The following is a 24,615-nucleotide window of genomic DNA, read 5'->3' as shown; positions in this document are numbered from 1 at the left end:
ATGAAGACCCGCGACCGTATCCTCGAATGCGCCCTGCAGCTGTTCAACACGCAGGGCGAGCCGAATGTCTCGACCCTGGAGATCGCCAACGAACTGGGCATCAGCCCGGGCAACCTGTACTACCACTTCCACGGCAAGGAGCCCTTGATCCACGGGCTGTTCGACCGCTTCGAGGAAGCGTTGATGCCGCTGCTCGACCCACCACTGGAGGTGCGCCTGGAGGCCGAGGACTACTGGCTGTTCCTGCACCTGATCGTCGAGCGCATGGCCCAGTACCGCTTTCTGTTCCAGGACCTGTCCAACCTGACCGGGCGCCTGCCCAAGCTGGCGCGGGGCATGCGCAGCCTGATCAATGCGCTCAAGCGCACGCTGGCGGCACTGCTGGCCAGCCTCAAGGGCCAGGGGCAAGTGGTCAGTGAGACGCAGGCATTGGGGCAACTGGTGGAGCAGATAACCCTGACCTTGATGTTCTCGCTGGATTATCAGCGAGTGCTGGGGCGCGAGGGGGATGTGGGGATCGTGGTGTATCAGGTGATGATGCTGGTGGCGCCGCATCTGGATGTGCAGGCACGGGCGGCGGCCGAGGAGTTGGCGGTGCGGTACCTCGAGGGATAGACCTGACAGCTCGGTGCCGCGCCCTTCGCGGGACAAGCCCGCTCCCACAGGATTACCACATGCTTCAGGTATGTGATCGACCTGTGGGAGCGGGCTTGCCCCGCGAAGGGCATTACACCGCTATCAGAGCAGAGAGCCGGTGCTGGCCGGAGCCGAAGGCGGGTTGCTCGCTGGGGCCGCAGTAGGCGCCGGGGCGGCGGTAGCGGCCGGAGCGGTGCTGGCCGCTGGTGCTGCCGGCTTGGCGGCGGCCGGTTTGGCCGGGGCCTTCTTCACTGCCGGCTTCTTCGCTGCGGCAGGCTTGGCTGCAACAGGCTTGGCAGCCGGTTTCGCCGCGGGCTTGGCCGCTGCAGTCTTGGCAGCCGGTTTCGCCGCTGCTGGTTTGGCTGCCGCGTTTTTTGCCGCCGGCTTGGCCAATGGCTTGGCCGCTGCCTTGCTTGCTGCCGGCTTGGCCGCTGCTGAGCGCGAGGAGATCGGGGTGACCGATGCGCCGGTCAGTTTCTCGATCTGCTTGGTCAGGCTGTCGACCTGCTGGTGCAGGGCCTTGATCTCGTTGCGGCTCGGTACACCCAGACGCGAAATGGCGCTGTTCAGGCGCTTGTCGAAGGCCTCTTCGAGTTCGCTCCACTTGCCCAGTGCGCGGTCCTTCACGCCAGACACGCGCGAAGTTGTCGAGGACTTGGCGGTTTCAGCCACATCTTCGGCAGTCTTCTTCGCTTGCTTCTCGGCTTTCTCGCCATCCTTCACCAGCGAGTCGAACAGCTTCGGGCCGTCCTGGTCGACTTTCGAATAGATACCCAGCCCCGCCAGCCAGATCTTGCGGGAGTACTTCTCGATCCCGCCGATCCAGGAGCTGCCTTCTTTGTCGGTATTCTTCTTGCCAGCCATCCTGCTCTCCTTATGGTTTGTGCGCGACGCGCTCGAGCAGCTCATGCAGCTGTTCAAGCTTGATGGACAACGCCTCAACGTCATGTTTAGACGGAATGCCAAGGCGATTCAAGGCGCGGCCTACCCGTGCGTCGAAAGCTTTTTCGATCTTGTCGAGTTGGACTTCGACTTTGCCGCGTACGCGGCTGACTTCTTCACCGGCCTCGTCGAGCTGGTGGTTGGCAGCATCGAGCTCTTTGTCGATGCGTTTCTTGCCACGTTTCTCGACGCCTTCACCGGCCTTGACCAGTTCCTTGAAGTAGTCGGAGCCTTCCTGGCCTACACGGGCATAGGCGCCGATACCGGCCAGCCAGATCTTGCGGGCGTAACCACGCACCTCGCCAAGCGTGCCCAGGGCTTCTTCCTTTTTCTTCGCAATCACTTTGGCCATGCTGTGTACCTCATGTTCATGAGTGGAGGAAAAACCGCCCATGGAGGTTGGGCTTGTGCACAAGGTAGGGAGAAAAATTAGAAACCGCACCCTAAGGTCGCGGCGCTACATTCATGTACCTCATCAGCAGGGGGCAACCCGCTAGGGTCTTGGGCTTCATTCGACCGGAGCCCCGTCCATGCACGCATCCAGCCCATCATCGACAATCACCTTCAAGCAAGCGGTGGCGGCCTGCTTCCGCAAGCGCCCGGGTCTGCGCGAGGTCCTGGCAGACGAAGCGTTCAAGGCCCTGATCGACCGCTATCCGATGATCCCGGAGAATTATCCACAGCTGTCTTCGCTCGACGGATTCGCGGTCATGCGCAGGGCGTCCTCACCGGACGATACCCGCCCAGTGTCGTTGCTGGACGAATTGCTGCGGCACTACCTGGCCGGTACTCCCCTGCAGCTGACGACGAGCGACGCACTGACCCTCGCCGCGCCAGCCGTCTTCCTTCCACAGCCGCAAGGTATCGACAGCACCCGGCAGCCCCGGATCTGCCTGGACATGGCCAAACTGGACGCGGACCTGGAAAAGGTCCTGGGCAAGCTGCCAAACGCCTTCGCGCAAGCCCAGATCAGTTTCTGGAACGGTTTCGACGAACATTCCGACACTTCGCGGGCGCAGTGGCTGGCGAACCTCATCAAGGCCGCCCTGCTGAACAATATCCCTCGCCAGGGGCTGGATGCCGAGGACCAGGCTTTGCTTTACGCCATGCTCGAAGATGCTGGCCAGAACGTGGCGGTGAACGTCATTCAGATCACCTTGAGCATCGACGGCAAGGGCTGGTCCCGGTTGTTGCCAGACCTGCTGCTGAGCTCGGGCAACGGTTCAGACCAGCGAGTGCTCTGGTGCAAACCCTCTGGCGTGATTCGCCGATACATCGATCGGGCAGGCTTCGCTACTGCCTTGCAGGAAGAACTGGCGGATCGCTACCGCTACGACAGCCTGTCCTGGGCGCAGCGGCCGCTGAGTGGGGCGTCGGCAGACTTCCAGGCCATGCAACTGCTCAATGGCATGCTGGACGACCTCAGGCGCCTGCGCGTTACTGGCCTGGGTTCCATCGATGCCCTTGAAAAGCACTTCGCCGCAGCCTGCGATCCCTCAGGCCACTTCCTCGAGCAACCTCTGCAGGTACCGGACCTGCCAGCAATCGCGCTGCCAGGCTGGCTGGAGAAGGCCGGCCCACAGCAGCGCTTCGCGTACCAGGGCGCCCTGCTCGACCTGGCCGCCAGCCAGGGGCAATCGCGTGGCCGTACGTCGCTCGGTGACATCGACGACATTCAACGCTACGCCCGTCGTCGCCTGTGCGAACAGATGCGGCTTGATCACCCGGGTGAATCCCCCTGTGACCCCGACCATGTGTTCATCAGTATCGACCAGGTCCTCGCCAGCTCCTTGCCCGCGCAACCGCAAGCCCAATACCTGCGCGACGAGAGCCTGACCGCGCTGGCCATTGCTCGCCTTGGGCCCGGCGAGGTGATGGCACGCATCAGCGAACGCCAAGGCCAGAGTCACACTGGCTGGTTGACGATCCGCCATGTCGAGGCCTTGATCCGTTCGGTCGACATCGCCGGCACCTATCCCGCCTATCTGCGCAGCCTGGTCAATGCCCAACCGCGAAAGCACGAACGTATCGCCCAGTTCGCCAGGGAATGGCGACAGCGCTTGCGTTTCGACACGCTCAAGGCGCGTATTGACCAGCAGCTGAGCGAAGCCCAGAGCGCGGCGCTGCTGGTTTTTTGCAATGGCGCTGGCGACGAACAGCAGGCCATTGCCCCGCTGACGCTGCGTCGGCAGCCGGGCGTGACAACCAGCGACCGGGTGCATGGCATGTTCCTGATCCAGTTGCCTGACAGCTGGGTGCTTTACCGCCCGCTCCACGACGGTGACCCGCTGCTGGCGTTCACCAGCCGCGAGCTGATGCTGGAGCATGTACGCAGCCATGCCGAAGTGCAGAAGAGCGTCCTCGATGCACTGGACGACGACGCCCGCCCGATCTACGAAAAGGGTGGCTTGCGCATACCCCACTTGCATGTCGGCCTGGATGAACTGGAAGCCTCGCTGAACTTCGGCTCGGTAGTGACCGAACTGGCCCTGGAAAAGACCAGGCACCCGGTCGAGGTGGCGTTCTCCCCCTGGTCCAGCGACCTGGATGGCCACCTGCTGGATGCCAGGGTGGAGGCCATGCTGCATTTCGCCGCACGCAGGAGCGTATCCAATGCCCAGATCAAGGGCGAACTGGTCAGGCAGGTAGCCTGGGCCATCTTCAATGGCGCCACACTCCTGTGGCGCGGCCCCCTGGCCGGTATCACCTGGCTGATCGTGGCGCTTTCGGCCTCCGCGGACGACCTGCGGACCCTCGCCGAAGGCAGCGACGATGCGCGAATCATGGCCGCCACTGACCTGCTGACCAACCTCGCCATGCTGGTCGTGCCGCATGGCGCCGAGGCCGTGCCCCAGCCTGAGCGCGCTCCGCTGCTGCACTTCGCCGAGCCGGCCGAACGCGGCTCGAACCGGGTCGAAGTGGCCAGCCCCGTGCAAGAACGGAACTGGCACGAAGCTGTGCTGGAGCAACAGTCGGTCCTGCTCAGTGGCAGTCGCTGGGGCGATGGCCAACGCCTGGACAAGTTGTCCTCCGAGCAGCGCCAAGCCTTGGCCAGGCTTCAGGCCAGGCAGTCGCTGCCGGAGCAGGCGCGGCTGGAAACCGGGCGCCTGCACGGCCTCTACCGGGTTGACGGGCGGCTCTATGTGAAGCTCGCCGATGCCGCCTTCGAGGTTCAGGAAAGCTGGAGCGGCATGCGCATCATCGGCCCTGACCTGAGCAAAGGCGAGTGGGTCGCCCAGGGCGGTTCCGACGATGGTTACCACATTGTCGGGCGCGAGCGCGCCATGGGGCCCTGGGTGAGCCGCTGGAACGGCGAATGGTCGATCAGCCTGAACCTGCCGGGCGGGGCGCCGGTAAAGACTCCCGACAAGATCGAGCAGCGCAGGCTGGTCAACCGGCTGCTGGCGAATCAAGCGCCGCTCAAGGAAGTCGATGCAATGATCAACAGCAACCTGGCAACCTTGGCCCCGCTGGACGAGCATGAAAAAGCCTACTCGCAGGTGCTCACGGAACAGCGCAGCCAGCAGAACCAGGAAATACTCGTCGAAACGCCACGCATGGCTGACATGCGCGTGGAGCGCGACAGGCTCAGGGCAACTCATGCCAGTACCGTACGGGCCATCAGCAAGCTCTACGAACAACGGGCGGTCCTGCTGCAGTCCAACATCGAGCTGCTCAACTTCCTGAAGACGCCAGCCATGCGGCGTTTTGGCAGCATCGACTACCAGGCAGAGGTCGGTCCCTGGTACGAAACACTGATCCAGAACGATGCCCAGCTGTACACCCGCCTGCTGTCGCAAGTCAGTTACGAGAGCATCGACCGGCAGGCCTTGGCGATTACGCGGTTACCGGCCACGCCCGCCCAGCGCGACGCCTATGCCGCTTATCGCCAGACCCGAGAGTGCGCCCTGGCCATTCATAAACGCCTGCTTGGCGTCAGCCAACGGCTGGACGAGGTGATCACCGAAGCCCTGGATGACCCTCGGATTGTCTATCCACAAAAACACAGTCACCTCAGGGAGATTATCGATACGCGCCCTTACTCCACGCTGGTCGTGCATGCCCAGATCATCTCCGACCTGCAGGCGCTGACCCTTGATCGCATGCAACTGAATGCCGAGAACGTCGACAGGATGTATCAGGAACAGCTGAACCTGCGGAACAAGGACATGCACCAGGCCATGCTCAGCCATGATGGTCTGTTGCGTGCGGACCCTTCTGTGCAAGACCAGATCGCCGTCCTGGAGAGCAGCCTGCAACAATACAAAACAGGACTGGGCACAGCGAGATACCTGCTGACGCTGGCGGACCCGGCTTGGCACATGGAACACCTGCAGGCCTACATCAGGGAGACGACGACGCTCAGGCACATGGCCGAGCGTGCATTGGACCACGCCAACGCCCGCCTGGATGCCGAACAACACCCCAACTGGCCGGTGGCCAGGCCAGCGCCCCCGGCCAGGCCACAGAACACGCGCCGCGCACGGCTGCGGGTGATCCGCACGGCCCGCCACAAGGCCCTGTTGGTGGATGAGACACTGCGCGACGGTAAAGCCGTTCAGTACGACCCTGTCGCCATGCAGCCGGTTGCCGAATACGAGGCGCAAGGCAACACCTGGGTCGAGCTGCAGCCGCAGCCGCGTGCCAGTCAGAAAGCGTTGCGCAGCCTGGGCACCCGCCTGGTGGCCGAAACGGATGACGAAATTGCCCGAGCCAGGCTGTTCGACGACGAACCGAACAGCCTTACGGAAGTGCTCGACCATCACATCGAAAGAATGACGGCCGTGACCCGCCAGCTCGAACGTCAATCCAGCCCGACGTTGCTCGACAACTTGAACGCCGCCATCGAGCGCGTGCAAAAGGAAAAGCACAATCGGCTGAAGGCCATCTACCTCGCCACTCGCCACCCCGACAGCAAGGCGCTGCGCTTTCTGCTGCAACACAACCTGGTCGAGATCAGGCCTACCGTCACCCGCCGCCCCCTGGGCCAACGGGACTTCCTCGACGTCTATACCCTGTACCGGACGGAATCGAACAGCAACGCCATCCTCTGGGAGGCTCACTTTCACTACACGCGCCAGGACGCGGCGCCAAGGGACTTTGCCAAGGGGCATCTGAAGTTCGCGACGGCGAAGATGCGCGACGCCCAGCTGGAGGACGCCCTCAGCCCGCATGAGCGACTCAAGGTCTACCGCGGCGATCTGACTTATGAGCAGGTCAAAGACCTGATTCCGTTCCCCACCGCCTGACTCACGGTATCGCCCGGGCTGCCCGCGCCGCCTGGGCGATGCGCATCAGGCGAGAGCCTTGTCCAGGGCGCGCTCGATCTCGCCCTTGATGGTGGTGCTCATCATCGAGAGCATCATGCCGAGCTTCAGTTCCACGCGAATGCTGTCTTCGCCGATGTGCACGCTGCCGTTGGCACCGCTGCGGGCCACGTCGACCCGGTCACCGTTCCAGGTAGCCTTGAGGTCGTACTCGCGGCTGAGCTTGTCGACCAGCGCTTCGGCCTTGGCGCGGGCGGCATCGCGGCCGAGGGAGTGTTTGCGTTCGACGCTGATCTGGGTCATGCGGGTGTTCCTGAATATGTAGACATAATCTGCATTATGCCCGCCCCTGCCCCAAGGCACACCCCGCCAAGACAAATCCGCCCATTCGCCCTAGAATGGCGGTAATTTTTTCCGGTGAAGCGATATGAACGACCAGCGCAAAGGCGACCACGCCGAACCCACCACCCATTTCGGCTACCAGGACGTCCCTGAAAGCCAGAAGGCGAAAAAAGTCGCCGAAGTGTTCCACTCGGTGGCCGCCAAGTACGACCTGATGAACGACGTGCTCTCCGGCGGCATGCACCGCCTGTGGAAGCGCTTCACCATCGAGCTGTCGGGCGTGCGCGCCGGCAGCCGCGTGCTGGACATCGCTGGCGGTACCGGCGACCTCGCCGCCAAGTTCTCGCGTCTTGTGGGCCCGACCGGCCAGGTGGTACTGGCCGACATCAACGATTCGATGCTCAAGGTCGGCCGTGACCGCCTGCTCGACCGTGGTGTGGCTGGCAACATCGAGTTCGTCCAGGCCGACGCCGAGAAGCTGCCATTCCCGGACAATCACTTCGACTGCGTGACCATCGCCTTCGGCCTGCGCAACGTCACCCACAAGGACGAAGCCATCCGCTCGATGCTGCGTGTGCTCAAGCCGGGCGGCCGCCTGTTGATCCTGGAGTTCTCCAAGCCGACCAACAAGCTGATGTCCAAGGCCTACGACGCCTACTCGTTCGCCTTCATGCCATTGGCCGGCAAGCTGATCACCAATGACTCCGAGAGCTACCGTTACCTCGCCGAGTCGATCCGCATGCACCCCGATCAGGAAACCCTCAAGAGCATGATGGTCGAGGCCGGTTTCGACCGCGTCACCTACCACAACATGACCAGCGGCATCGTTGCCGTGCACCGGGGAATCAAGCCCTGATGCTGCTGGCCGGGCTGCTCGCCAGTGTCGAACATGGCCTGAACCGCGTCCTGCGCATGGACAGCACGGCCTTGCCGCGGCTGGCCGCGCTGGAAGGCAAGGTCATCGAGATCGACTGCCGCCAACCGGCCCTGCAGGTGTTCATCCTGCCCGATGAAGAAGGCCTGATGCTCGCCGCCCACTGGGAGGGCGAGGTCGACTGCAGTCTGCGTGCCCCGGCAGGCAGCCTGGTGCAACTGGCCGTGGCCCGGGACAAGACCGCCGTGCTGCACAGCCCGCAAGTCGAACTGCATGGCGACAGTGCCGTGCTGCTCGACCTGTTCGGCGTGCTGCAGGACTTGGAACTGGACTGGGAACACGAGCTGCAGCGCTGGCTTGGCCCGGTCGCCACGGCCATGCTCGCCGGCCACATCCGCCTGCGCGCACGCTGGACCCGCCAGGGTCTGGCGCGTTTCAGCCAGAACCTGTCCGAATACCTGGCCGAAGAGTCCCGCACCTTGGTCGGCAAGCGCGAAGCCGAAGCCGCCTTCAGCGAACTCGATGCCCTGAAACTCGACACAGAACGCCTCGAGGCCCGCCTCAAGCGCCTCTCCCGATCCCTTGATACCAGCGATAACGCATGAAGCTGCTCGCCGTCCGCCGTCTTTTTCGCATCCAGCGTGTGGTGATCCGCTACCGTCTCGATGACCTGTTGTTCGAACAACCCCTGCTGCCCTGGTGGCTGGCCAGCCTGCGCCTGCTGATGCCTTGGCGCTGGCTGCCGCGCAAGCCCTCCGAACTCAGCCGCGGGGCGCGTCTGCGCCTGGCGCTGCAGGACCTGGGGCCGATCTTCATCAAGTTCGGCCAGTTGCTGTCCACCCGCCGTGACCTGCTGCCCACCGACATCGCCGACGAGCTGATGTTGCTGCAGGACCGCGTGCCGCCGTTCGACCCGCAAAAAGCCGTGGCGATGATCGAAGATCAGCTCGGCGCCAAGGTCGGCGAAGTGTTCAGCCGCTTCGACGTCGAGCCACTGGCCTCGGCCTCGGTCGCCCAGGTGCACGCCGCCCGCCTCAAGAGTGGCGAAGAGGTGGTGGTCAAGGTGGTTCGCCCAGGCCTGAAGCCGGTCATCGCCCAGGACCTGGCCTGGCTGTTCCTGATCGCCAAGGCCGCCGAACGCGCCTCGGCCGACGCCCGCCGCCTGCACCCGGTGGAAATCGTCGGCGACTACGAAAAGACCATCTACGACGAGCTCGACCTGCTGCGCGAGGCGGCCAACGCCAGCCAGCTGCGGCGCAACTTCGAAGGCTCCGAGCTGATGTACGTGCCCCAGGTGTACTGGGACCTGTGCCGCCCCAAAGTGCTGGTGATGGAGCGCATCTATGGCGTGCCGGTCACCGACATGGCCACCCTGGCCGACCAGCGCACCGACATGAAGATGCTGGCCGAACGTGGCGTCGAGGTGTTCTTCACCCAGGTGTTCCGCGACAGCTTCTTCCACGCCGACATGCACCCGGGCAACATCTTCGTCAGCACGGTCAAACCCTGGAGCCCGCAGTACATCGCCATCGACTGCGGCATCGTCGGCAGCCTTACCGCCGAGGACCAGGACTACCTGGCGCGCAACCTGATCGCCTTCTTCAAGCGCGACTACCGCCGCGTTGCCCAGCTGCACATCGACTCGGGCTGGGTACCGGCGCATACCAAGGTCAATGAATTCGAAGCGGCGATCCGCACGGTGTGCGAGCCGATCTTCGAAAAACCGTTAAAGGATATTTCCTTCGGCCAGGTGCTGATGCGCCTGTTCCAGACCGCCCGGCGCTTCAACATGGAAGTCCAGCCGCAGCTGGTGCTGCTGCAGAAGACCCTGCTCAACATCGAGGGCCTGGGCCGTCAGCTGTACCCCGATCTGGACCTGTGGAGCACCGCCAAGCCATTCCTGGAACGCTGGATGCGCGACCGCATGAGCCCCAAGGCGGTAATCGGCAACCTCTATAGCCAGGCTGAACAGTTACCCCACCTGGCCGGTATGACCCGCGACCTGCTGGAGCGCCTGTCGCAGCCGCATCTGGAAGACCCGCAACTGCCGGAGCGCCGCCGCCAGGGCGACCGTTGGGCACTGCGCCTGCTCGGTGCCGGCTTGCTCGGTGGCGGCGCAGTACTGGCCGCCGGTGCCGCCGAAGCCGCCAGCCTTGCCGCCCCGGCCGCCTGGCCGGCCTGGCTGATGCTGGCCGCCGGCCTTTACCTGATCGTGCGCCAATAGCCAGCCGCGCTGCTGGCTGGCACACTAGCGCAAAGGGCCCGGCACAGGAGCGGGCCCGCTTTGGAGTCGACGATGAAAGACTGGCTGGACGAGATCAAGTGGAACAGCGATGGCCTGGTACCGGCGATCGCCCAGGACCACAAGACCGGACGCGTGCTGATGATGGCCTGGATGAACCGCGAATCGCTGGCGTTGACCGCCGCCGAGCAACGCGCCATCTACTGGTCGCGTTCCCGTGGCAAGCTGTGGCGCAAGGGCGAAGAGTCCGGCCATGTGCAGAAGCTGCATGAAATGCGCCTGGACTGCGATGCCGACGTGATCATCCTGATGGTCGAGCAACTGGGCCATATCGCCTGCCACACCGGCCGCGAAAGCTGCTTCTACCGCGTCTTCGAAGACGGCCAGTGGAAAACCGTCGACCCGGTTCTGAAAGATCCGGATGCCATCTACAGCGCAGGACACTGACATGAGCGACACCCTCAACCGCCTGGCCGAAGTGCTCGAAGAGCGCAAACAAGCGGCTCCCGACAGCTCCTATGTGGCCAGCCTGTACCACAAGGGCCTGAACAAGATCCTCGAAAAGCTCGGCGAAGAGTCCGTCGAGACCATCATCGCGGCCAAAGACGCCGCCGTGAGCAAGGATTACAGTGATGTCATCTATGAAACCGCAGACTTGTGGTTCCATAGCCTGGTCATGCTCAGCGCGCTGGGCCAGCATCCACAAGCCGTGCTTGATGAACTGGAGCGCCGTTTCGGGCTTTCCGGGCACGATGAAAAGGCCGCGCGTCAGCCATCGGCCTGAGCAAACCGCATTTAGGAGAGCACCATGGGTATTTTTGACTGGAAACACTGGATCGTCCTGCTGGTCGTTGTGGTCCTGGTGTTCGGCACCAAGAAGCTGAAGAACTTCGGCAGCGACCTGGGCGAGTCGATCAAGGGCTTCCGCAAAGCCATGAGCGAAGAAGAGAACAAGCCGGCCGAGCAGACCCCGCCGCCCGCCCAGCCCGTGCCGCCGGTGCAGAACACTGCCCAGCCGCAGCAAGGCCACACCATCGATGGCCAGGCCCAGCCGGTCCAAGAGCCGCAGCGGAAAGACTGACCCATGTTCGGCATCAGCTTCAGCGAGCTGTTGCTCGTCGGCCTGGTCGCCCTGCTGGTGCTCGGCCCCGAGCGCCTGCCTGGCGCCGCGCGTACTGCGGGGCTGTGGATCGGGCGACTGAAACGCAGCTTCAATGCGATCAAGATGGAGGTCGAGCGCGAAATCGGCGCCGACGACATCCGCCGCCAGCTGCATAACGAGCACATCCTGCAGATGGAGGAGGAAGCCAAGCGCATCCTCAACCCACTGACGCCACCCGCGCAGCCGCCGGTGACCACGGCCAGCGTGCAGCCACCTGCCGGGCTCGAAGCCAGGCCGGCCGAGCCACCTGCCGCCCCGGCCGCACCTTCTGAACCGCCTCAACCGCCGCGAGCCCCATGAGCGAAAATCCGGACCACGACCAGCCAATGCCGCTGGTTTCGCACCTGACCGAACTGCGCACCCGCCTGCTGCGCTGCGTGGCGGTCATCTTCCTGATCTTTGCCGGGCTGTTCTCCTTCGCCCAGCAGATCTACACCCTGGTCTCGGCGCCGCTGCGCGAACACTTGCCGGCCAACGCAACGATGATCGCCACCGACGTGGCCTCGCCGTTCCTGACGCCGTTCAAGCTGACCATGATCGTCTCGCTGTTCCTGGCGATCCCGTTCATCCTCCAGCAGATCTGGGGCTTCATCGCGCCAGGCCTGTATCGCCATGAAAAGCGCATCGCCATTCCGCTGTTGGTGTCGAGCATCCTGCTGTTCTACGCCGGCATGGCTTTCGCCTACTTCCTGGTGTTCCCGCTGATGTTCAGCTTCTTCGCCAAAGCCACGCCGGAAGGCGTGGCGATGATGACCGACATCGCCGCCTACCTCGACTTCGTGATGACGCTGTTCTTCGCCTTCGGCGTTGCCTTCGAGATCCCGGTGGCCGTGGTGCTGCTGGTATGGATCGGCGTGGTCGACGTGAAGTACCTGAAGAAGGTTCGCCCGTACGTGATCATCGGCTGCTTCGTGGTCGGCATGATCCTCACCCCACCGGACATCTTCTCGCAGACGCTGCTCGCCGTGCCCATGTGGCTGCTGTTCGAGATCGGCGTGCTGTGCGGCAGCCTGATCCGCAAGCGCAGCCATGCTGACGACGAAGCCACCAACGACCATAACGACCAGCCGCCAGCGACCCAGCCGTGAACCTGTTACTCCTTGAAGAGGCCGACTTCGTCTCGGCCGACCGCGTCGTTCTCGCTGATCGGCGCTTCACCCACATGCAGGACATCCACCGTGTCGCCGTGGGCGACACACTGCGCGTGGGCCGCATCAACGGCCTGATGGGCAAGGCCACGGTGCTGCGCCTGGAAAAGCATGAAGCCGAGCTGGAGGTCGCCTTCGACCAGCAGCCACCGGCCAAGCTGCCGCTAACCCTGGTGCTGGCCGTGCCGCGCCCGAAAATGCTGCGCCGGCTGTTCCAGACCGTGGCGACCCTGGGGGTACCGCGGCTGATCCTGGTCAACAGCTACAAGGTCGAAAAAAGCTTCTGGCAAACGCCCTTTCTCCAGCCTGAAACCATCCGCGAGAACCTGATACTCGGCCTGGAGCAAGCCCGTGACACGGTGCTGCCCGAGGTAATCATCGAAAAACGCTTCAAACCGTTCGTCGAAGACCGCCTGCCTGCCATCGCCGACGGCACCCTCGGCCTGGTCGGCCACCCCGGCCCCTACCCGGCCTGCCCACGTGCGGTTGAAGGCCCGGTAACCCTGGCCATCGGCCCCGAAGGCGGCTGGATCCCTTATGAAGTCGACCTGTTCGGCAAGGCTGGCTTGGCACCTGTTCAGCTGGGTGATCGCATCCTGCGGGTGGAAACCGCCGTAACTGCCCTGCTCTCAAGGATTTTCTGACAGGCGGGTCAGCTTTTCACTATCAAGTTTCCCCGGCGCAAGCCGATGGTGTTGGCAACACAACAAAAATCTGTGCTGCCACGTTGCCGGGGAGTCGAACATGTACCAATGGTTTTCCCAATCGCTCGGGAATGTAAGCGTCAATCGCAAGCTGGGGCTGGGCTTTGGCCTGGTGCTGTTGTTGACTCTGGCCATCACCTTTACCGGTTGGCAGGGCCTGAACAGCATCACCGAGCGGGGTGACAAGCTGGGCAACATTTCGGTGATCCACCAGTACACCCAGGATTTGCGCATCGCCCGCCAGCACTACCAGCGTGACCGCAACGATGCGGCCATCGGCGAGCTGGAAAAGGCCCTGGGCAATCTCGAGCGCCAGATCAGCTTCATGCTCGGGCAGATCGAGCAACCCACCGACCGCCAGCGCCTGCAACAGCAGCAGGCCGCCGTCAGCCAGTACCAGCAAGCCTTCAACGACATCAAGCAGGCCGGCCAGCGCCGAGAGGCTGCTCGCGATGTGCTGGGCGCTAGCGCCGACAAGGCCGTCGAGCTGATCAATCGGGTGCAACAGCGCCTGCTGCAGGGCGGCGACATCAGCCAATACCAGCATGCCGTGGACGTCAGCGCACTGGTGCAGCAGGCGCGCTACCAGGTACGTGGCTATACCTACAGCGGCATCGCTGACTACCAGCAAACCGCGCTGAATGCCGTCGACCAGGCACTGGCCGAGCTCAAGGCACTGCCGGCCAGGCTGCCAGCTGAATATGCCGCCAGCCTCGACGATTCGGCGACCGCGCTTGCAGGTTACCGCGATGCGGTGGCCCAGTTCGCCAATGCCCAGAGCGCCAGCGAGCAGGCGCTGCAACGCATGGCCGACCAGGGCACGGTGCTGTTGCAGACCAGTGAGGCGATGACCGTTTCGCAGACCGAAGTGCGCGATGCCGGCACTGCCCAGGCCAAAGTCATGCTCGGCGGTGCCACGGCCCTGGCCCTGGTGCTGGGTTTGCTCGCGGCCTGGGCCATTACCCGGCAGATCATCATCCCGCTGCGCCAGACCTTGGCTGCCGCCGAGCGCGTGGCCAATGGCGACCTGCGCCAGGACCTGCACTCGACCCGCCGCGACGAACTTGGCCAGCTGCAAGCCAGCATGCAGCGCATGACCCAGGGCCTGCGCGAGCTGATCGGCGGCATCGGCGATGGCGTGACGCAGATCGCCAGCGCCGCCGAAGAGCTGTCGGCGGTGACCGAGCAGACCAGCGCCGGGGTCAACAATCAGAAAGTCGAGACCGACCAGGTGGCGACTGCGATGAACGAAATGGCGGCCACCGTGCACGAAGTGGCGCGCAATGCCGAGCAGGCCTCGGAAGCGGCGGCCATGGCTGATCAACAGGCGCGCGAGGGCGATCGGGTGGTCAGCGAGGCGGTCACGCAGATCGAGCGCCTGGCCAGCGAAGTGGTCAACTCCAGCGAAGCGATGAACCAGCTCAAGGCCGAAAGCGACAAGATCGGCAGCGTGCTCGACGTGATCAAGTCGGTGGCCCAGCAGACCAACCTGCTGGCACTCAATGCCGCCATCGAAGCGGCGCGTGCGGGTGAGGCCGGGCGCGGCTTTGCGGTGGTCGCTGACGAGGTGCGCAGCCTGGCCCAGCGCACCCAGCAATCCACCGAAGAAATCGAAGAGCTGATCGCCGGCCTGCAAAGTGGCACCCAACGCGTGGCCAGCGTGATGGACGCCAGCCGTCAACTCACCGACAGCAGCGTCGAACTGACCCGCCGCGCTGGCAGTTCGCTGGAGACCATCACCCACACGGTGTCGTCGATCCAGGCCATGAACCAGCAGATCGCCACCGCCGCCGAGCAGCAGAGCGCCACTGCCGAGGAGATCAACCGCAGCGTGATGAATGTGCGCGATATCTCCGACCAGACGTCGGCGGCAAGTGAGGAGACCGCCAGTTCCAGCGTCGAACTGGCCCGCCTGGGCACCCACCTGCAGGGGTTGGTCGGACGGTTCAGGCTCTGATGCTTCACGACTTGCGCTGAATTTTCCTACAGAACTTTCAGGTCAAGTCCTACAAGCCCTCCGCCGATGGGCAGGGATGGGATGCCAGCACTACGCCAGCACCCCATCCCTATCAACTGGACGGAGACCTGCCATGTTCGGCTACCTCAATCACAGGCTCGGCAACATCAGTGTCGGCGCCAAGCTCGCCCTGGGCTTCGCCGTAGTCCTCGCGCTCACCCTGGCCACCACGGTCAGCGGCTGGCGTGCGCTCGACGGCGCCATTACGCGCTCGGAACAACTCAGTGAAATCGGCCGGATCAATGATCTGGTCAAAGACCTGCGCGCCGAGCGCATCACCTACCGGGTGCTGGCGGACGACGCCAGCAAAGCGCAGATCGCCGGTACCCTGCAGCAGCTGGATGCCCTGCTGACCACCCTGCAGCAGCGCAGCAGCGTCGATGAATCTCGCCAGGTGCTGACCCAGAAGCTGCAGCTGCTGCAGCGCCTGCGCGAGAACTTCACTGCCCTGCAAGGCAGCGTCGAGGAGCGCCGCGCGCTTCGCGCAGGCATGCAGGAGCAGGAGCAGAAGCTGAACGACGTCATCGACGATCTGCAGACACAGGCATTGCTGAAGATGCCCGCCGACAGCCAGGGCGGCGTGCTGGGACTGATGGAAACCTTGAGCCGCCAGGTCGACACCGCCAACCAGCAGAGCCTGGTGCCGGCCTACACCTTTTCGCCGCTCTCGGACTTTGCCAAGGTCGGCGATAGCGCATTGAACGCTGCCGATACCAGCCTCGGCCAGCTGCTCAGGGGCCTCGCTTCGTTGGGCCTGCCCCGCGCCCTGACAGAACAACCCGGCATCGAACTGGCCAAGTACCGCACCAGCCTTGACCAGTACCGCCGCAAGGCGCTGCAGGTCGAACAGCTGCAGAACGAAATGGAACAGATGGGCAACGAGCTCAGGGCGGTCAGCCTGGAGCTGGGTGAAAGGAAGGTCGAGCAACGCGACAACGAAGCTGTGGCCGCACGTTCCTTGCTCACCAGCGTGGCCCTGCTGGCGCTGATTGTCGGCATCGTCGCCGGCTGGCTGATTACCCAGCAGATCACCCAGCCCCTGCGCCAGACACTGGCGTTGGCCGCACGTATCGCCAAGGGCGACCTGAGCCAGCTCGAACCTGTGCAGCGCCGCGACGAGATGGGGCAGCTGCAGACCCGCATGGGCGAAATGACCGTCAGCCTGCGCGAGCTGATCGGCGGTATCGACCAAGGCGTCGGCCAGCTGTCCCAAGCCGCGTCGCAGCTGGCCGCCAGCAGTGAAGACACCAAGCTGCGCATCAACCAGCAGCGCGAAGAAACCGACCAGGTCGCCACCGCCATGAACCAGATGAGCGCCACGGTGCAGGAAGTGGCGCAAAACGCCGAGCAAGCGTCACTGGCAGCCACCAATGCCGACCAGCAGGCACAACTGGGTGACCAGGTAGTAGGTGAAGCCATAGGTCGTATCGAACAGTTGGCGGGCCAGATGGACCATTGCCTGGCCGCCATGCAGCACCTGGCCGGCGAAAGCCAGCGGATTGGCAGCATTCTCGATGTGATCAAGTCGGTCTCGGAGCAGACCAACCTGCTGGCACTGAACGCGGCGATCGAAGCCGCCCGTGCGGGTGAAGCGGGCCGTGGCTTTGCCGTGGTTGCCGATGAGGTGCGCGGGCTGGCGCAACGTACCCAACAGTCCACCGAAGAAATCGAGCAACTGATCGACAGCCTGCACAGCGGTACCGACGAGGTCACCCACCTGCTCGACGACAGCAAGCGCCTGACCGAGCAGAGCGTGGAGTTGAGCCGCAGGGCCGGGCATGCCTTGGGGCAGATCACCGACACGGTCTCGAGCATTCAGGGCATGAACCAGCAGATTGCCACGGCCAGCGAAGAGCAGAGCGTGGTGGCCGAGCAGATCAACCGGAGCGTGATCAGCGTGAGGGATGTGTCGGATCAGACCAGTGCGGCCAGTGAACAGACGGCGGCTTCAAGCGGGGAGCTGGAGCAGCTGGGGCGGCAGTTGCGGGGGATGGTGGGGCGATTCAGCCTCTGAGACCGAGTCGCCTGCTTCGCGGGCTTGCCCGCTCCCACAGGTACTGCATCGCAATTGAGGCAGTGCAGAATCCTGTGGGAGCGGGCAAGCCCGCGAAGAGGCCGGTGCGGTTACAGCACCTGGCGCAGGAAGGCCTGCGCGCGCGGGTCCTTCGGCGCTGCAAAGAACGCGGCCGGCGCCGAATCTTCCAGCAGCTTGCCGTGATCGAAGAACAACACCCGGTCGGCCACTTCCCGGGCAAAGCCCATTTCGTGGGTGACGCAGACCATGGTCATGCCTTCCTGGGCCAGGGTCTTCATCACGTCCAGCACCTCACCGACCATTTCCGGGTCGAGCGCGGAGGTCGGTTCGTCGAACAGCATCACCTTCGGGTCCATCGCCAGGGCCCGGGCGATCGCCACCCGCTGCTGCTGGCCACCGGAGAGGCGCGACGGGAACTCGTTGGCCTTCTGCGAGATACCGACCTTCTCCAGCAATGCCCGAGCCTTGGCTTCACGCTCGGCCTTGTTGCGCTTGCGCACCACCCTCTGCGCCAGGCACAGGTTTTCCAGCACGGTCATGTGCGGGAACAGGTTGAAGTGCTGGAACACCATGCCAACTTCGCGGCGGTAGGCGTTGATGTCGGTCTTCGGGTCGGCCAGTTGCAGGCCGTCGATGGCCACGTGGCCTTCGTCGAAATGCTCCAGGCCGTTAAGGCAGCGCAGGAAGGTCGACTTGCCCGAACCCGAGGGGCCGAGCACCACCACCACTTCGCCCTTGGCGACCTGGGTGGTGACGTTATCCACAGCCCGCACCACATGGCCGCGGGTGTCGAAGACTTTCAACAGATCACGGACTTCAATCACTTTGCGCAAGTCTCCGCTCGAGCCGGCTGGCGATATGCGACAGCGGCAGGTTGATCAGCAGGTACAGGCCTGCCACGCAGAACCAGATCTCGAAGGTCGAGAACGACGTGGTGATGGCCTCGCGGCCGCTCTTGGTCAGTTCGGTAATGGCGATCACCGACACCAGCGAGGTGTCCTTGACCAGGCTGATGAACTGCCCGGCCAGCGGTGGCAGCACGCGCTTGAACGCCTGCGGCAGGATCACGTGGCGCATCGACTGGCCGGCGTTCAGGCCCAGCGAGCGAGCAGCCTCGTTCTGGCCCTTGGCAATCGACTGCACGCCAGCGCGGACGATTTCCGCTACGTAAGCGCCGGTGAACAGCGCCAGTGCCGCCACCCCGGCAAACTCCCGGGACAGGTTGAGCACGGTGCCGATGAAGAAGTAGAAGATGAAGATCTGCACCAGCAGCGGCGTGCCGCGCACCAGTTCGACGTAGACGGTCGACAGGTCGCGCAGGGTCGGGTTGTTCGACAACCGGCACAGGCCGGCGAACAGGCCGATCACCAGGCCCAGCGCACCGGACACCACCGAGATCCACAACGTGGTCCACAGGCCCCAGGCCAGAGGGCCAGCCGCCCAGTGGCGGGTCACGCCGACCTGGTCGCCCTCGGCGACGTCGTCACCGCGGCTCAGTTGCAGGCTGTCCTTGGCCACGTCGAGCACTTGCTCTTCGCCGTTTTCATCCTTGAGCGTGACACGCGCGGTGTCACCGGAAACGACGATCTCCTGCACGCTACCGTTACCTGCGGCACGCTGTACGTCCTCGGCCTTGTAGGCGAAGTACTGCGGTACGCGGTTCCAGCGCCACTCGTAGGAAATCATCGAGGTGGCCATGTACAGGCTGAACGCCAGGCCCACCAGGACCAGGGCAGTCAACCCGTGCCAGGGCCACTGGGCTTTCTTGTGTTTGATCACGTGGGGTACTTCCGTAAATGCGAACGCGCAGGGTTTGCCTGCGCGTCGGGGTCATAAAGCCGGGCTTGTGGCCTGGGCCTTATTCCATGTCTTTCAGCCAGTCCTTGTTCTTGAACCACTTGTCGTGAATACGATCGTAGGTCCCGTCATGCTTGATCTGGTGCAGGAAGTTGTTGATGAAGTTGATGCTGTCGTAGTCGCCTTTCTTCAGGCCGAAGGCCAGCGGCTCGTAGGTGAAGGGTTCTTCGAGGAACAGCAGCTTGCCGGCGCCGGCCTTCTCGACTGCCACCACGTTGTACGGCGCGTCGTAGACGAAGGCGTCAGCCTTGCCGTTGACCACGTCCATCACCGCTTCCTGCTCGTTGTCATAGCCGTGGTACTTGGCTTTGCCGATCAGCTTCTTGGACACCATCTCACCGGTGGTACCGAGCTTGGAAGTCAGGCGGTACTTCTCGTTATTCAGGTCCTTGTACGACTTGATCTCGCCCGCCAGCTCCTTGCGGATCAGCAGGGTCTGGCCAACCACGATGAAGGGTTCGCTGAAGTTCAGGCGCAGGTTGCGTTCCTGGGTCAGGGTCATGCCGCTGCCGATCATGTCGAACTTGTCGGTCAGCAGGGCCGGGATGATGCCGTCATACGCGGTGGAAACAGCCTCGAACTTCACGCCCATGGATTTGGCCATGGCTTTGAGGATATCGACTTCGAAGCCGATGATCTCGCCGCGCTTGTTGGTCATCTGGAACGGCATGTAGGTTGGGTCCATGCCCACCCGCAGGGTGCCGCGCTTGACCGCCTCATCGATGGCGCCGGCCTGGGCCGCAGTTACGGCGACCAGGGCGGTAACACCGACCAACAGTCGCGAAAGGTATTTCTTGATCATCACCAAGTCCCCTAGAAAAGTAAGAAGCGAATCTTATTGTCTTGGCATGGCCGTGCCGGCCGATGCGGATTATCGGAGAGGGATGCTAACGCATGGCGGCGCTCGGACCTAGAGCCGGGGGGGACTTTGTTGGCCAAAATCGAGGGAAGGCCCTAAAAGCTTCGCGGGCAAGCCCGCTCCCAGTGTGGGAGCGGGCTTGCCCGCGAAGAGGCCCTATCAGGCGCCGACGAGTGCCGGTTGGCCTTCATTCTCCGGATGCAGCGGCAGCAGCGGCGAATGCGGGTCGTTCTTGATCGAGGCACGCCACACATCGATCCACGCCGCATTGTGCTCGGCCCAGACCCGCTCGTGCAGGCGGCTCAAGGCGACCGGGTCGCTGAGCAAGGCCAGGCGGGTGTTGAGGTCCAGCCCTTTCGGCCCGACCTCCATGGCCTTGGCCACGCGCTCGGCACGCAGCGCTTCGATCGGCGCGGCCTGACCGTGACGGGCAGTGGCCATGGCGCAGGCCAGGGCGTTCTGCCGTGGGTCGACCACTGCACGCACGAAGCCGTCATGCAAAGCATGCCAGCGGTTCTCGTGGGTGTACTGGTCGGTGGCCAGCAGCTCCTGCGGCGTCGCGTATTCCTCGGGAATGAGGAACAGCTTCTCGTCCTTGGCCGCCAGGCCCAGGCGCGTGCGGCTGGAGATGACCGATACCGGGATCGACAGCACCAGCGAGCCGACAATTGGCGCCAGCCACCACAGGAAGCTCGGGTTCAGCCAGGCCACCAGCCCGGCCCAGGCGAAGCCCAGCAGGGTCTGCGGACCATGGCGACGCAGCGCTTCGCTCCACGGAGTGGAGTCGTCATCACGCTGCGGCGAGTTCCAGGTCGCCGCCCAGCCGAGGAACGCGGCCAGCACGAAGCGAGTGTGGAAGATCATCCGAACCGGCGCCAGCAGCATGGAGAACAGCATCTCCATCAGCATCGACAGGGTAACCTTGATGCGCCCGCCGAACTCGACCGCGCCCTTGGCCCAGATCAGGATGACGCTGAGCAGCTTGGGCAGGAACAGCAGCACGATGGTGGTGGAGAACAGCGCCACGGCTTTTTCCGGGTGCCACTGCGGCCACAGCGGGTAGAGCTGATACGGCTCGATGAAGTACTGCGGCTCCATCAGGGTGTTGGTTGCCAGCAGCGCGGTCGACAGCACCAGGAACAGGAACCAAAGCGGCGCCGACAGGTAAGACATCACGCCAGTGAGGAACACCGCACGGTGCACCGGGTGCATGCCCTTGACCAGGAACAGGCGGAAGTTCATCAGGTTGCCGTGGCACCAGCGGCGGTCGCGCTTGAGCTCGTCGAGCAGGTTCGGCGGCAGCTCTTCGTAGCTGCCCGGCAGGTCATAGGCAATCCACACGCCCCAGCCGGCACGGCGCATCAGCGCGGCTTCGACGAAGTCGTGGGAGAGAATGGCCCCGGCGAACGCGCCCTTGCCCGGCAACGGCGCCAGGGCGCAGTGCTCGATGAACGGCTTCATGCGGATGATCGCGTTGTGGCCCCAGTAGTGCGACTCGCCCAGCTGCCAGAAGTGCAAGCCGGCGGTGAACAGCGGGCCGTACACGCGGGTGGCGAACTGCTGCATGCGCGCATACAGGGTGTCCATGCCCGAGGCTTTCGGCCCGGTCTGGATGATGCCGGCGTCCGGGTTGGCCTCCATCAGGCGCACCAGGCTGCTCAGGCATTCGCCGCTCATGACGCTGTCGGCGTCGAGCACGACCATGTACTTGTATTCGCCACCCCAGCGACGGCAGAAGTCGTCGAGGTTGCCGCTCTTGCGCTTCACGCGGCGACGGCGGCGGCGGTAGAAGATGCGGCCGAAGCCCTTGGTTTCGCGGCACACGTCCAGCCAGGCCTGTTGCTCGGCCACGGCGATGTCGGTGTCGTTGGTGTCGCTGAGCACGAAGAAGTCGAAACGGTCGAGGTTGCCGCTGGCCGCCACCGACTCGAAGGTCGCCCGCAGGCCTGCGAACACGCGCGGCACGTCTTCGTTGCAGATCGGCATCACCAGCGCGGTACGCGCCTCGGGGGCAATCGGCTCGTTACCGGCACTGCTACCCGAAATCTTGTATTTGTCACGCCCGGTGAGCAGCTCGAGGAAGCCCATCAGCGCGGTCCAGAAGCCTGCCGAAACCCAGCAGAAGAGGATACCGAACAGCACCAGGATGGACGTCTGCAAGGCATACGGCCAAACCTGCACCACGGTGTCCCACAGCGGCTGGTTGACGATTTCGTTCAGGTCGACGAACGACCAGCCCTGGTACGGCAGGATGCCCTTCATGTACCAGCCGGCGACGACGGTCTGGCCGATCATCAGGGCGAGCAGGATGTAGCGGCGGATCGAACCGACCGTGCGCCAGCGCGCTGCGGGCAGCTCGCGCTTGGGCGGCTGCGGGGCGTTGGTGCGACCGGTCATGCGCCGCCACAGGCGGATCAGCACGTTGGTGCGCCATGGCTCGGGCACGACCTTGGTGCGCTTGATCGGCGGCGCGATCTTCAGGCACAGGCGGCCGCTGCCGTCGACACCGAGCATCTCGGCGTCTTCCAGCTCGGCGGCGCTGCCCACGGTCAGGCGCGGGCCGACCGAGGCCTGCACGGCCTCGGTGGTGCTGGCGGCCGGGTTGGCCGCCAGGCGTTGGTGCAGCTCACTGAACGAGGTGCAGCTGGCGAGTTCCGCGCGCTGCTCATCGCTCAGTGGGAGGTGGGCCAGGTATTCGCCAAGCGATTCCGGCCTTGCGCTTGAGTTACTCATCGGCAGGCAACTGATAGCTCCAGGTCTCGGTCAGCACTTTTTCAGTGGTGGCCGGGGTCCCGTTGGTGGGCGCCGCATCGGCGGCAGGTTGTTCGGCCTTGGCTGGTTCCGCCTTGGCGGTCTTCTCATGCTTGGCGTGCTTGGCCGCGGCCTTTTCCTGCTTGGCTTCAGCAGCAGGCTTGGCCGGCTCGACCGGCACGTCACGCACCAGCGCAGCGCGCATTTCGGTGGACTTGTTGGCTTCCTTGACCTTCAAGCGCAGGGTCAGGCGCCAGCCCTTGGTCTCCGGGTTATAGCGCAGATTGTTCTCGACCACCTCGGCGTTGTCGCCAACGCTGATCTGGCTGCGCACCGGGGTGTCTTCCGGCAGGGCGGCAAGGGCCGGGCCGGCGAAGTCGACCAGGAAGGCGACGCTACCGTCTGGCTGGCGGATCAGGTTGGATTGCTTGACGTCACCGGTGGAACGCAGGGTCTGCTTGACCCAGCCCAGGTCAGGTGCCTGGAACTGCTGCTCGTCGATGGTCCAGTGCAGGCGGTAGGCGTATTCGAACGGCTTGCCTGGCTCAGGCAGCTTCTCCGGGCTCCAGAAGGCAACGATGTTGTCGTTGGTCTCGTCGGCAGTCGGGATCTCGACCAGGTCGACGGTGCCCTTGCCCCAGTCACCCTTCGGCTCGATCCAGGCGCTCGGGCGCTTCTGGTAGTTGTCGTCGAGGTCTTCGAAGTCACTGAAGGCGCGTTGACGCTGCATCAGGCCGAAACCACGCGGGTTCTCGACGCTGAAGTTGCTCACGGCCAGGTGTTTCGGGTTGTTCAGCGGGCGCCACAGCCACTCGCCGTTACCGGCATGGATCGACAGGCCCTCGGAGTCATGCAGGGCCGGGCGATAGTTCAGCACCTTGGACGGCTGGTTGGGGCCGAACAGGAACATGCTGGTCAGCGGGGCGATACCCAGGCGGCTGACCTGGTCACGCAGGAACACGCGCGACTGCACGTCGACCACGGTGTCGGTGCCCGGGCGCAGGATCAGCTTGTAGGCGCCGGTGGAACGTGGCGAATCCAGCAGGGCGTAGATCACCAGGTGCTTATCGGCAGGCTTGGGCTTCTCGACCCAGAACTCGGTGAAACGCGGGAATTCTTCACCCGACGGCAGCGCGGTGTCGATGGCCAGGCCACGGGCCGACAGGCCGTACACATGGCCCTTGCCGACCACGCGGAAATAGCTGGCCCCCAGCAGGGTCATGATCTCGTCCTGCTTGTCGGCCTTGTTGATCGGGTAAAGCACGCGGAAGCCGGCGTAACCGAGGTTCTTGACGGTTTCCGGGTCGTGCGGCACGTCACCGAACTCGAAGCGGCTCGAGTCGTACTTGATTTCCTCGACATTAGTGGCGGTGATCTCGTTGATCTTCACCGGTGTGTCGAAGTGCATGCCCTGGTGGTAGAAGGACAGCTTGAACGGGGTCTTGTCCTTGGCCCACTCGGCCTTTTCCTGCAGGAAGTGGATCTTCTGGTAGTCCGCGAACTTCATGTCGCGGAAGGCAGCAGGCAGATTGCTCTTCGGTGCTTCGTATTTCTGGCCGGCCAGATCCTTTGCCTTGGCTGCAACATCGTCAAGATTGAATGCCCACAGCTGGCCCGCGCTCATCAGGCCGACCAGTGCCACACTGGCCATCAGCGCCTTGCGCAGCCCGGTGCCGGGGATTCTTGATGCTTTTTGGGGACTAACAATCACGAGCAACCCTCGCCGAAAACAGATCATGAAACCAACGGCCAGCGACAAATGCCGGGTTGGCGAGCACT

Annotated in this window: 21 protein-coding genes and 1 pseudogene; 14 read left to right on the top strand and 8 right to left on the bottom strand. The window is 63.9% G+C overall.

Annotation, left to right across the window (positions count from 1 at the left end; genetic code table 11):
• A complete protein-coding gene (locus tag N430_RS04250) occupies window positions 1-615 on the top strand; it encodes a TetR/AcrR family transcriptional regulator (protein ID WP_110633204.1) in 615 nt (204 codons plus the stop codon).
• A gap of 123 nt (window positions 616-738) precedes the next feature.
• Here the strand turns inward: N430_RS04250 and N430_RS04245 are convergent, their stop codons facing one another.
• Together N430_RS04245 and N430_RS04240 are read right to left on the bottom strand one after the other, a co-directional pair.
• Window positions 739-1,500: a phasin family protein gene (locus tag N430_RS04245; protein ID WP_110633200.1), complete on the bottom strand. Its 762-nt coding sequence runs from the start codon at window positions 1,498-1,500 to the stop codon at window positions 739-741.
• 10 nt (window positions 1,501-1,510) lie between these two features.
• On the bottom strand, window positions 1,511-1,930 hold the full coding sequence (locus N430_RS04240; protein WP_110633197.1) for a phasin family protein: 420 nt from the start codon (window positions 1,928-1,930) through the stop codon (window positions 1,511-1,513).
• A gap of 178 nt (window positions 1,931-2,108) precedes the next feature.
• Between N430_RS04240 and N430_RS04235 the strand changes: the two genes are divergently transcribed.
• Window positions 2,109-6,827, top strand: coding sequence for a DUF6543 domain-containing protein (locus tag N430_RS04235; RefSeq protein ID WP_110633193.1), 4,719 nt, complete (start codon window positions 2,109-2,111; stop codon window positions 6,825-6,827).
• A 45-nt stretch (window positions 6,828-6,872) separates the two neighbouring features.
• On the opposite strand, the gene N430_RS04230 is transcribed toward N430_RS04235, so the two are convergent.
• Window positions 6,873-7,148, bottom strand: coding sequence for a polyhydroxyalkanoic acid system family protein (locus N430_RS04230; RefSeq protein WP_110633190.1), 276 nt, complete (start codon window positions 7,146-7,148; stop codon window positions 6,873-6,875).
• 124 nt (window positions 7,149-7,272) lie between these two features.
• On the opposite strand from N430_RS04230, the gene ubiE reads away from it, so the two are divergent.
• From ubiE to N430_RS29930, 12 genes and pseudogenes are all read left to right on the top strand, one after another.
• Window positions 7,273-8,043: a bifunctional demethylmenaquinone methyltransferase/2-methoxy-6-polyprenyl-1,4-benzoquinol methylase UbiE gene (gene ubiE, locus N430_RS04225; protein WP_103446001.1), complete on the top strand. Its 771-nt coding sequence runs from the start codon at window positions 7,273-7,275 to the stop codon at window positions 8,041-8,043.
• Window positions 8,043-8,666 carry an SCP2 domain-containing protein gene (locus N430_RS04220; RefSeq protein ID WP_110633187.1) on the top strand — a complete coding sequence of 208 codons (624 nt, stop codon included), beginning with the start codon at window positions 8,043-8,045 and terminating at the stop codon, window positions 8,664-8,666. The genes ubiE and N430_RS04220 overlap by 1 nt, the downstream gene beginning before the upstream one ends.
• Window positions 8,663-10,285: a ubiquinone biosynthesis regulatory protein kinase UbiB gene (gene ubiB / locus N430_RS04215; RefSeq protein ID WP_110633184.1), complete on the top strand. Its 1,623-nt coding sequence runs from the start codon at window positions 8,663-8,665 to the stop codon at window positions 10,283-10,285. Before N430_RS04220 ends, ubiB begins: the two co-directional genes overlap by 4 nt.
• Before the next feature lie 72 nt (window positions 10,286-10,357).
• Window positions 10,358-10,750: a phosphoribosyl-AMP cyclohydrolase gene (gene hisI / locus N430_RS04210; RefSeq protein ID WP_027592414.1), complete on the top strand. Its 393-nt coding sequence runs from the start codon at window positions 10,358-10,360 to the stop codon at window positions 10,748-10,750.
• Window position 10,751: 1 nt separating this feature from the next.
• Entirely contained in the window at window positions 10,752-11,087 is a 336-nt protein-coding gene (locus tag N430_RS04205) for a phosphoribosyl-ATP diphosphatase (RefSeq protein WP_013974545.1), read from the top strand.
• 24 nt (window positions 11,088-11,111) lie between these two features.
• Window positions 11,112-11,384: a twin-arginine translocase TatA/TatE family subunit gene (locus tag N430_RS04200; RefSeq protein ID WP_110633181.1), complete on the top strand. Its 273-nt coding sequence runs from the start codon at window positions 11,112-11,114 to the stop codon at window positions 11,382-11,384.
• A gap of 3 nt (window positions 11,385-11,387) precedes the next feature.
• Complete coding sequence (tatB, locus tag N430_RS04195) at window positions 11,388-11,765, top strand: Sec-independent protein translocase protein TatB (protein ID WP_103446006.1); 378 nt, start codon at window positions 11,388-11,390, stop codon at window positions 11,763-11,765.
• Entirely contained in the window at window positions 11,762-12,553 is a 792-nt protein-coding gene (gene tatC, locus N430_RS04190) for a twin-arginine translocase subunit TatC (RefSeq protein ID WP_110633178.1), read from the top strand. The genes tatB and tatC overlap by 4 nt, the downstream gene beginning before the upstream one ends.
• On the top strand, window positions 12,550-13,257 hold the full coding sequence (locus N430_RS04185) for a 16S rRNA (uracil(1498)-N(3))-methyltransferase (RefSeq protein WP_110633175.1): 708 nt from the start codon (window positions 12,550-12,552) through the stop codon (window positions 13,255-13,257). Before tatC ends, N430_RS04185 begins: the two co-directional genes overlap by 4 nt.
• 100 nt (window positions 13,258-13,357) lie before the next feature.
• A complete protein-coding gene (locus tag N430_RS04180) occupies window positions 13,358-15,274 on the top strand; it encodes a methyl-accepting chemotaxis protein (protein ID WP_110633172.1) in 1,917 nt (638 codons plus the stop codon).
• A pseudogene (locus N430_RS29935) lies at window positions 15,156-16,493 on the top strand (methyl-accepting chemotaxis protein); the annotation flags it as partial. The gene N430_RS04180 and the pseudogene N430_RS29935, both read left to right, overlap by 119 nt.
• Entirely contained in the window at window positions 16,476-17,348 is an 873-nt protein-coding gene (locus N430_RS29930) for a methyl-accepting chemotaxis protein (RefSeq protein ID WP_371922760.1), read from the top strand. The pseudogene N430_RS29935 and the gene N430_RS29930, both read left to right, overlap by 18 nt.
• A gap of 110 nt (window positions 17,349-17,458) precedes the next feature.
• On the opposite strand, the gene N430_RS04170 is transcribed toward N430_RS29930, so the two are convergent.
• The 5 genes from N430_RS04170 to N430_RS04150 all read right to left on the bottom strand — a co-directional run bounded on the left by N430_RS04170 (window position 17,459) and on the right by N430_RS04150 (window position 24,547).
• Window positions 17,459-18,193 carry an amino acid ABC transporter ATP-binding protein gene (locus N430_RS04170; RefSeq protein ID WP_110633165.1) on the bottom strand — a complete coding sequence of 245 codons (735 nt, stop codon included), beginning with the start codon at window positions 18,191-18,193 and terminating at the stop codon, window positions 17,459-17,461.
• A complete protein-coding gene (locus tag N430_RS04165; RefSeq protein ID WP_110633161.1) occupies window positions 18,186-19,148 on the bottom strand; it encodes an amino acid ABC transporter permease in 963 nt (320 codons plus the stop codon). The genes N430_RS04170 and N430_RS04165 overlap by 8 nt, the downstream gene beginning before the upstream one ends.
• 79 nt (window positions 19,149-19,227) lie before the next feature.
• Window positions 19,228-20,025 (bottom strand): transporter substrate-binding domain-containing protein, encoded by a 798-nt coding sequence (locus tag N430_RS04160; RefSeq protein ID WP_103446240.1) that lies wholly within the window; start codon window positions 20,023-20,025, stop codon window positions 19,228-19,230.
• Between the two features lie 219 nt (window positions 20,026-20,244).
• Complete coding sequence (gene mdoH / locus N430_RS04155) at window positions 20,245-22,818, bottom strand: glucans biosynthesis glucosyltransferase MdoH (RefSeq protein ID WP_110633159.1); 2,574 nt, start codon at window positions 22,816-22,818, stop codon at window positions 20,245-20,247.
• Window positions 22,811-24,547: a glucan biosynthesis protein G gene (locus N430_RS04150; protein WP_218278045.1), complete on the bottom strand. Its 1,737-nt coding sequence runs from the start codon at window positions 24,545-24,547 to the stop codon at window positions 22,811-22,813. Before N430_RS04150 ends, mdoH begins: the two co-directional genes overlap by 8 nt.
• Window positions 24,548-24,615 lie beyond the last annotated feature (68 nt).

It is taken from the genome of Pseudomonas sp. CC120222-01a, from assembly GCF_003097235.1.
GTDB lineage: Bacteria > Pseudomonadota > Gammaproteobacteria > Pseudomonadales > Pseudomonadaceae > Aquipseudomonas.
Note: the sequence above shows the minus strand (reverse complement) of the source record. Positions and strands in the feature narration are given on the sequence as shown.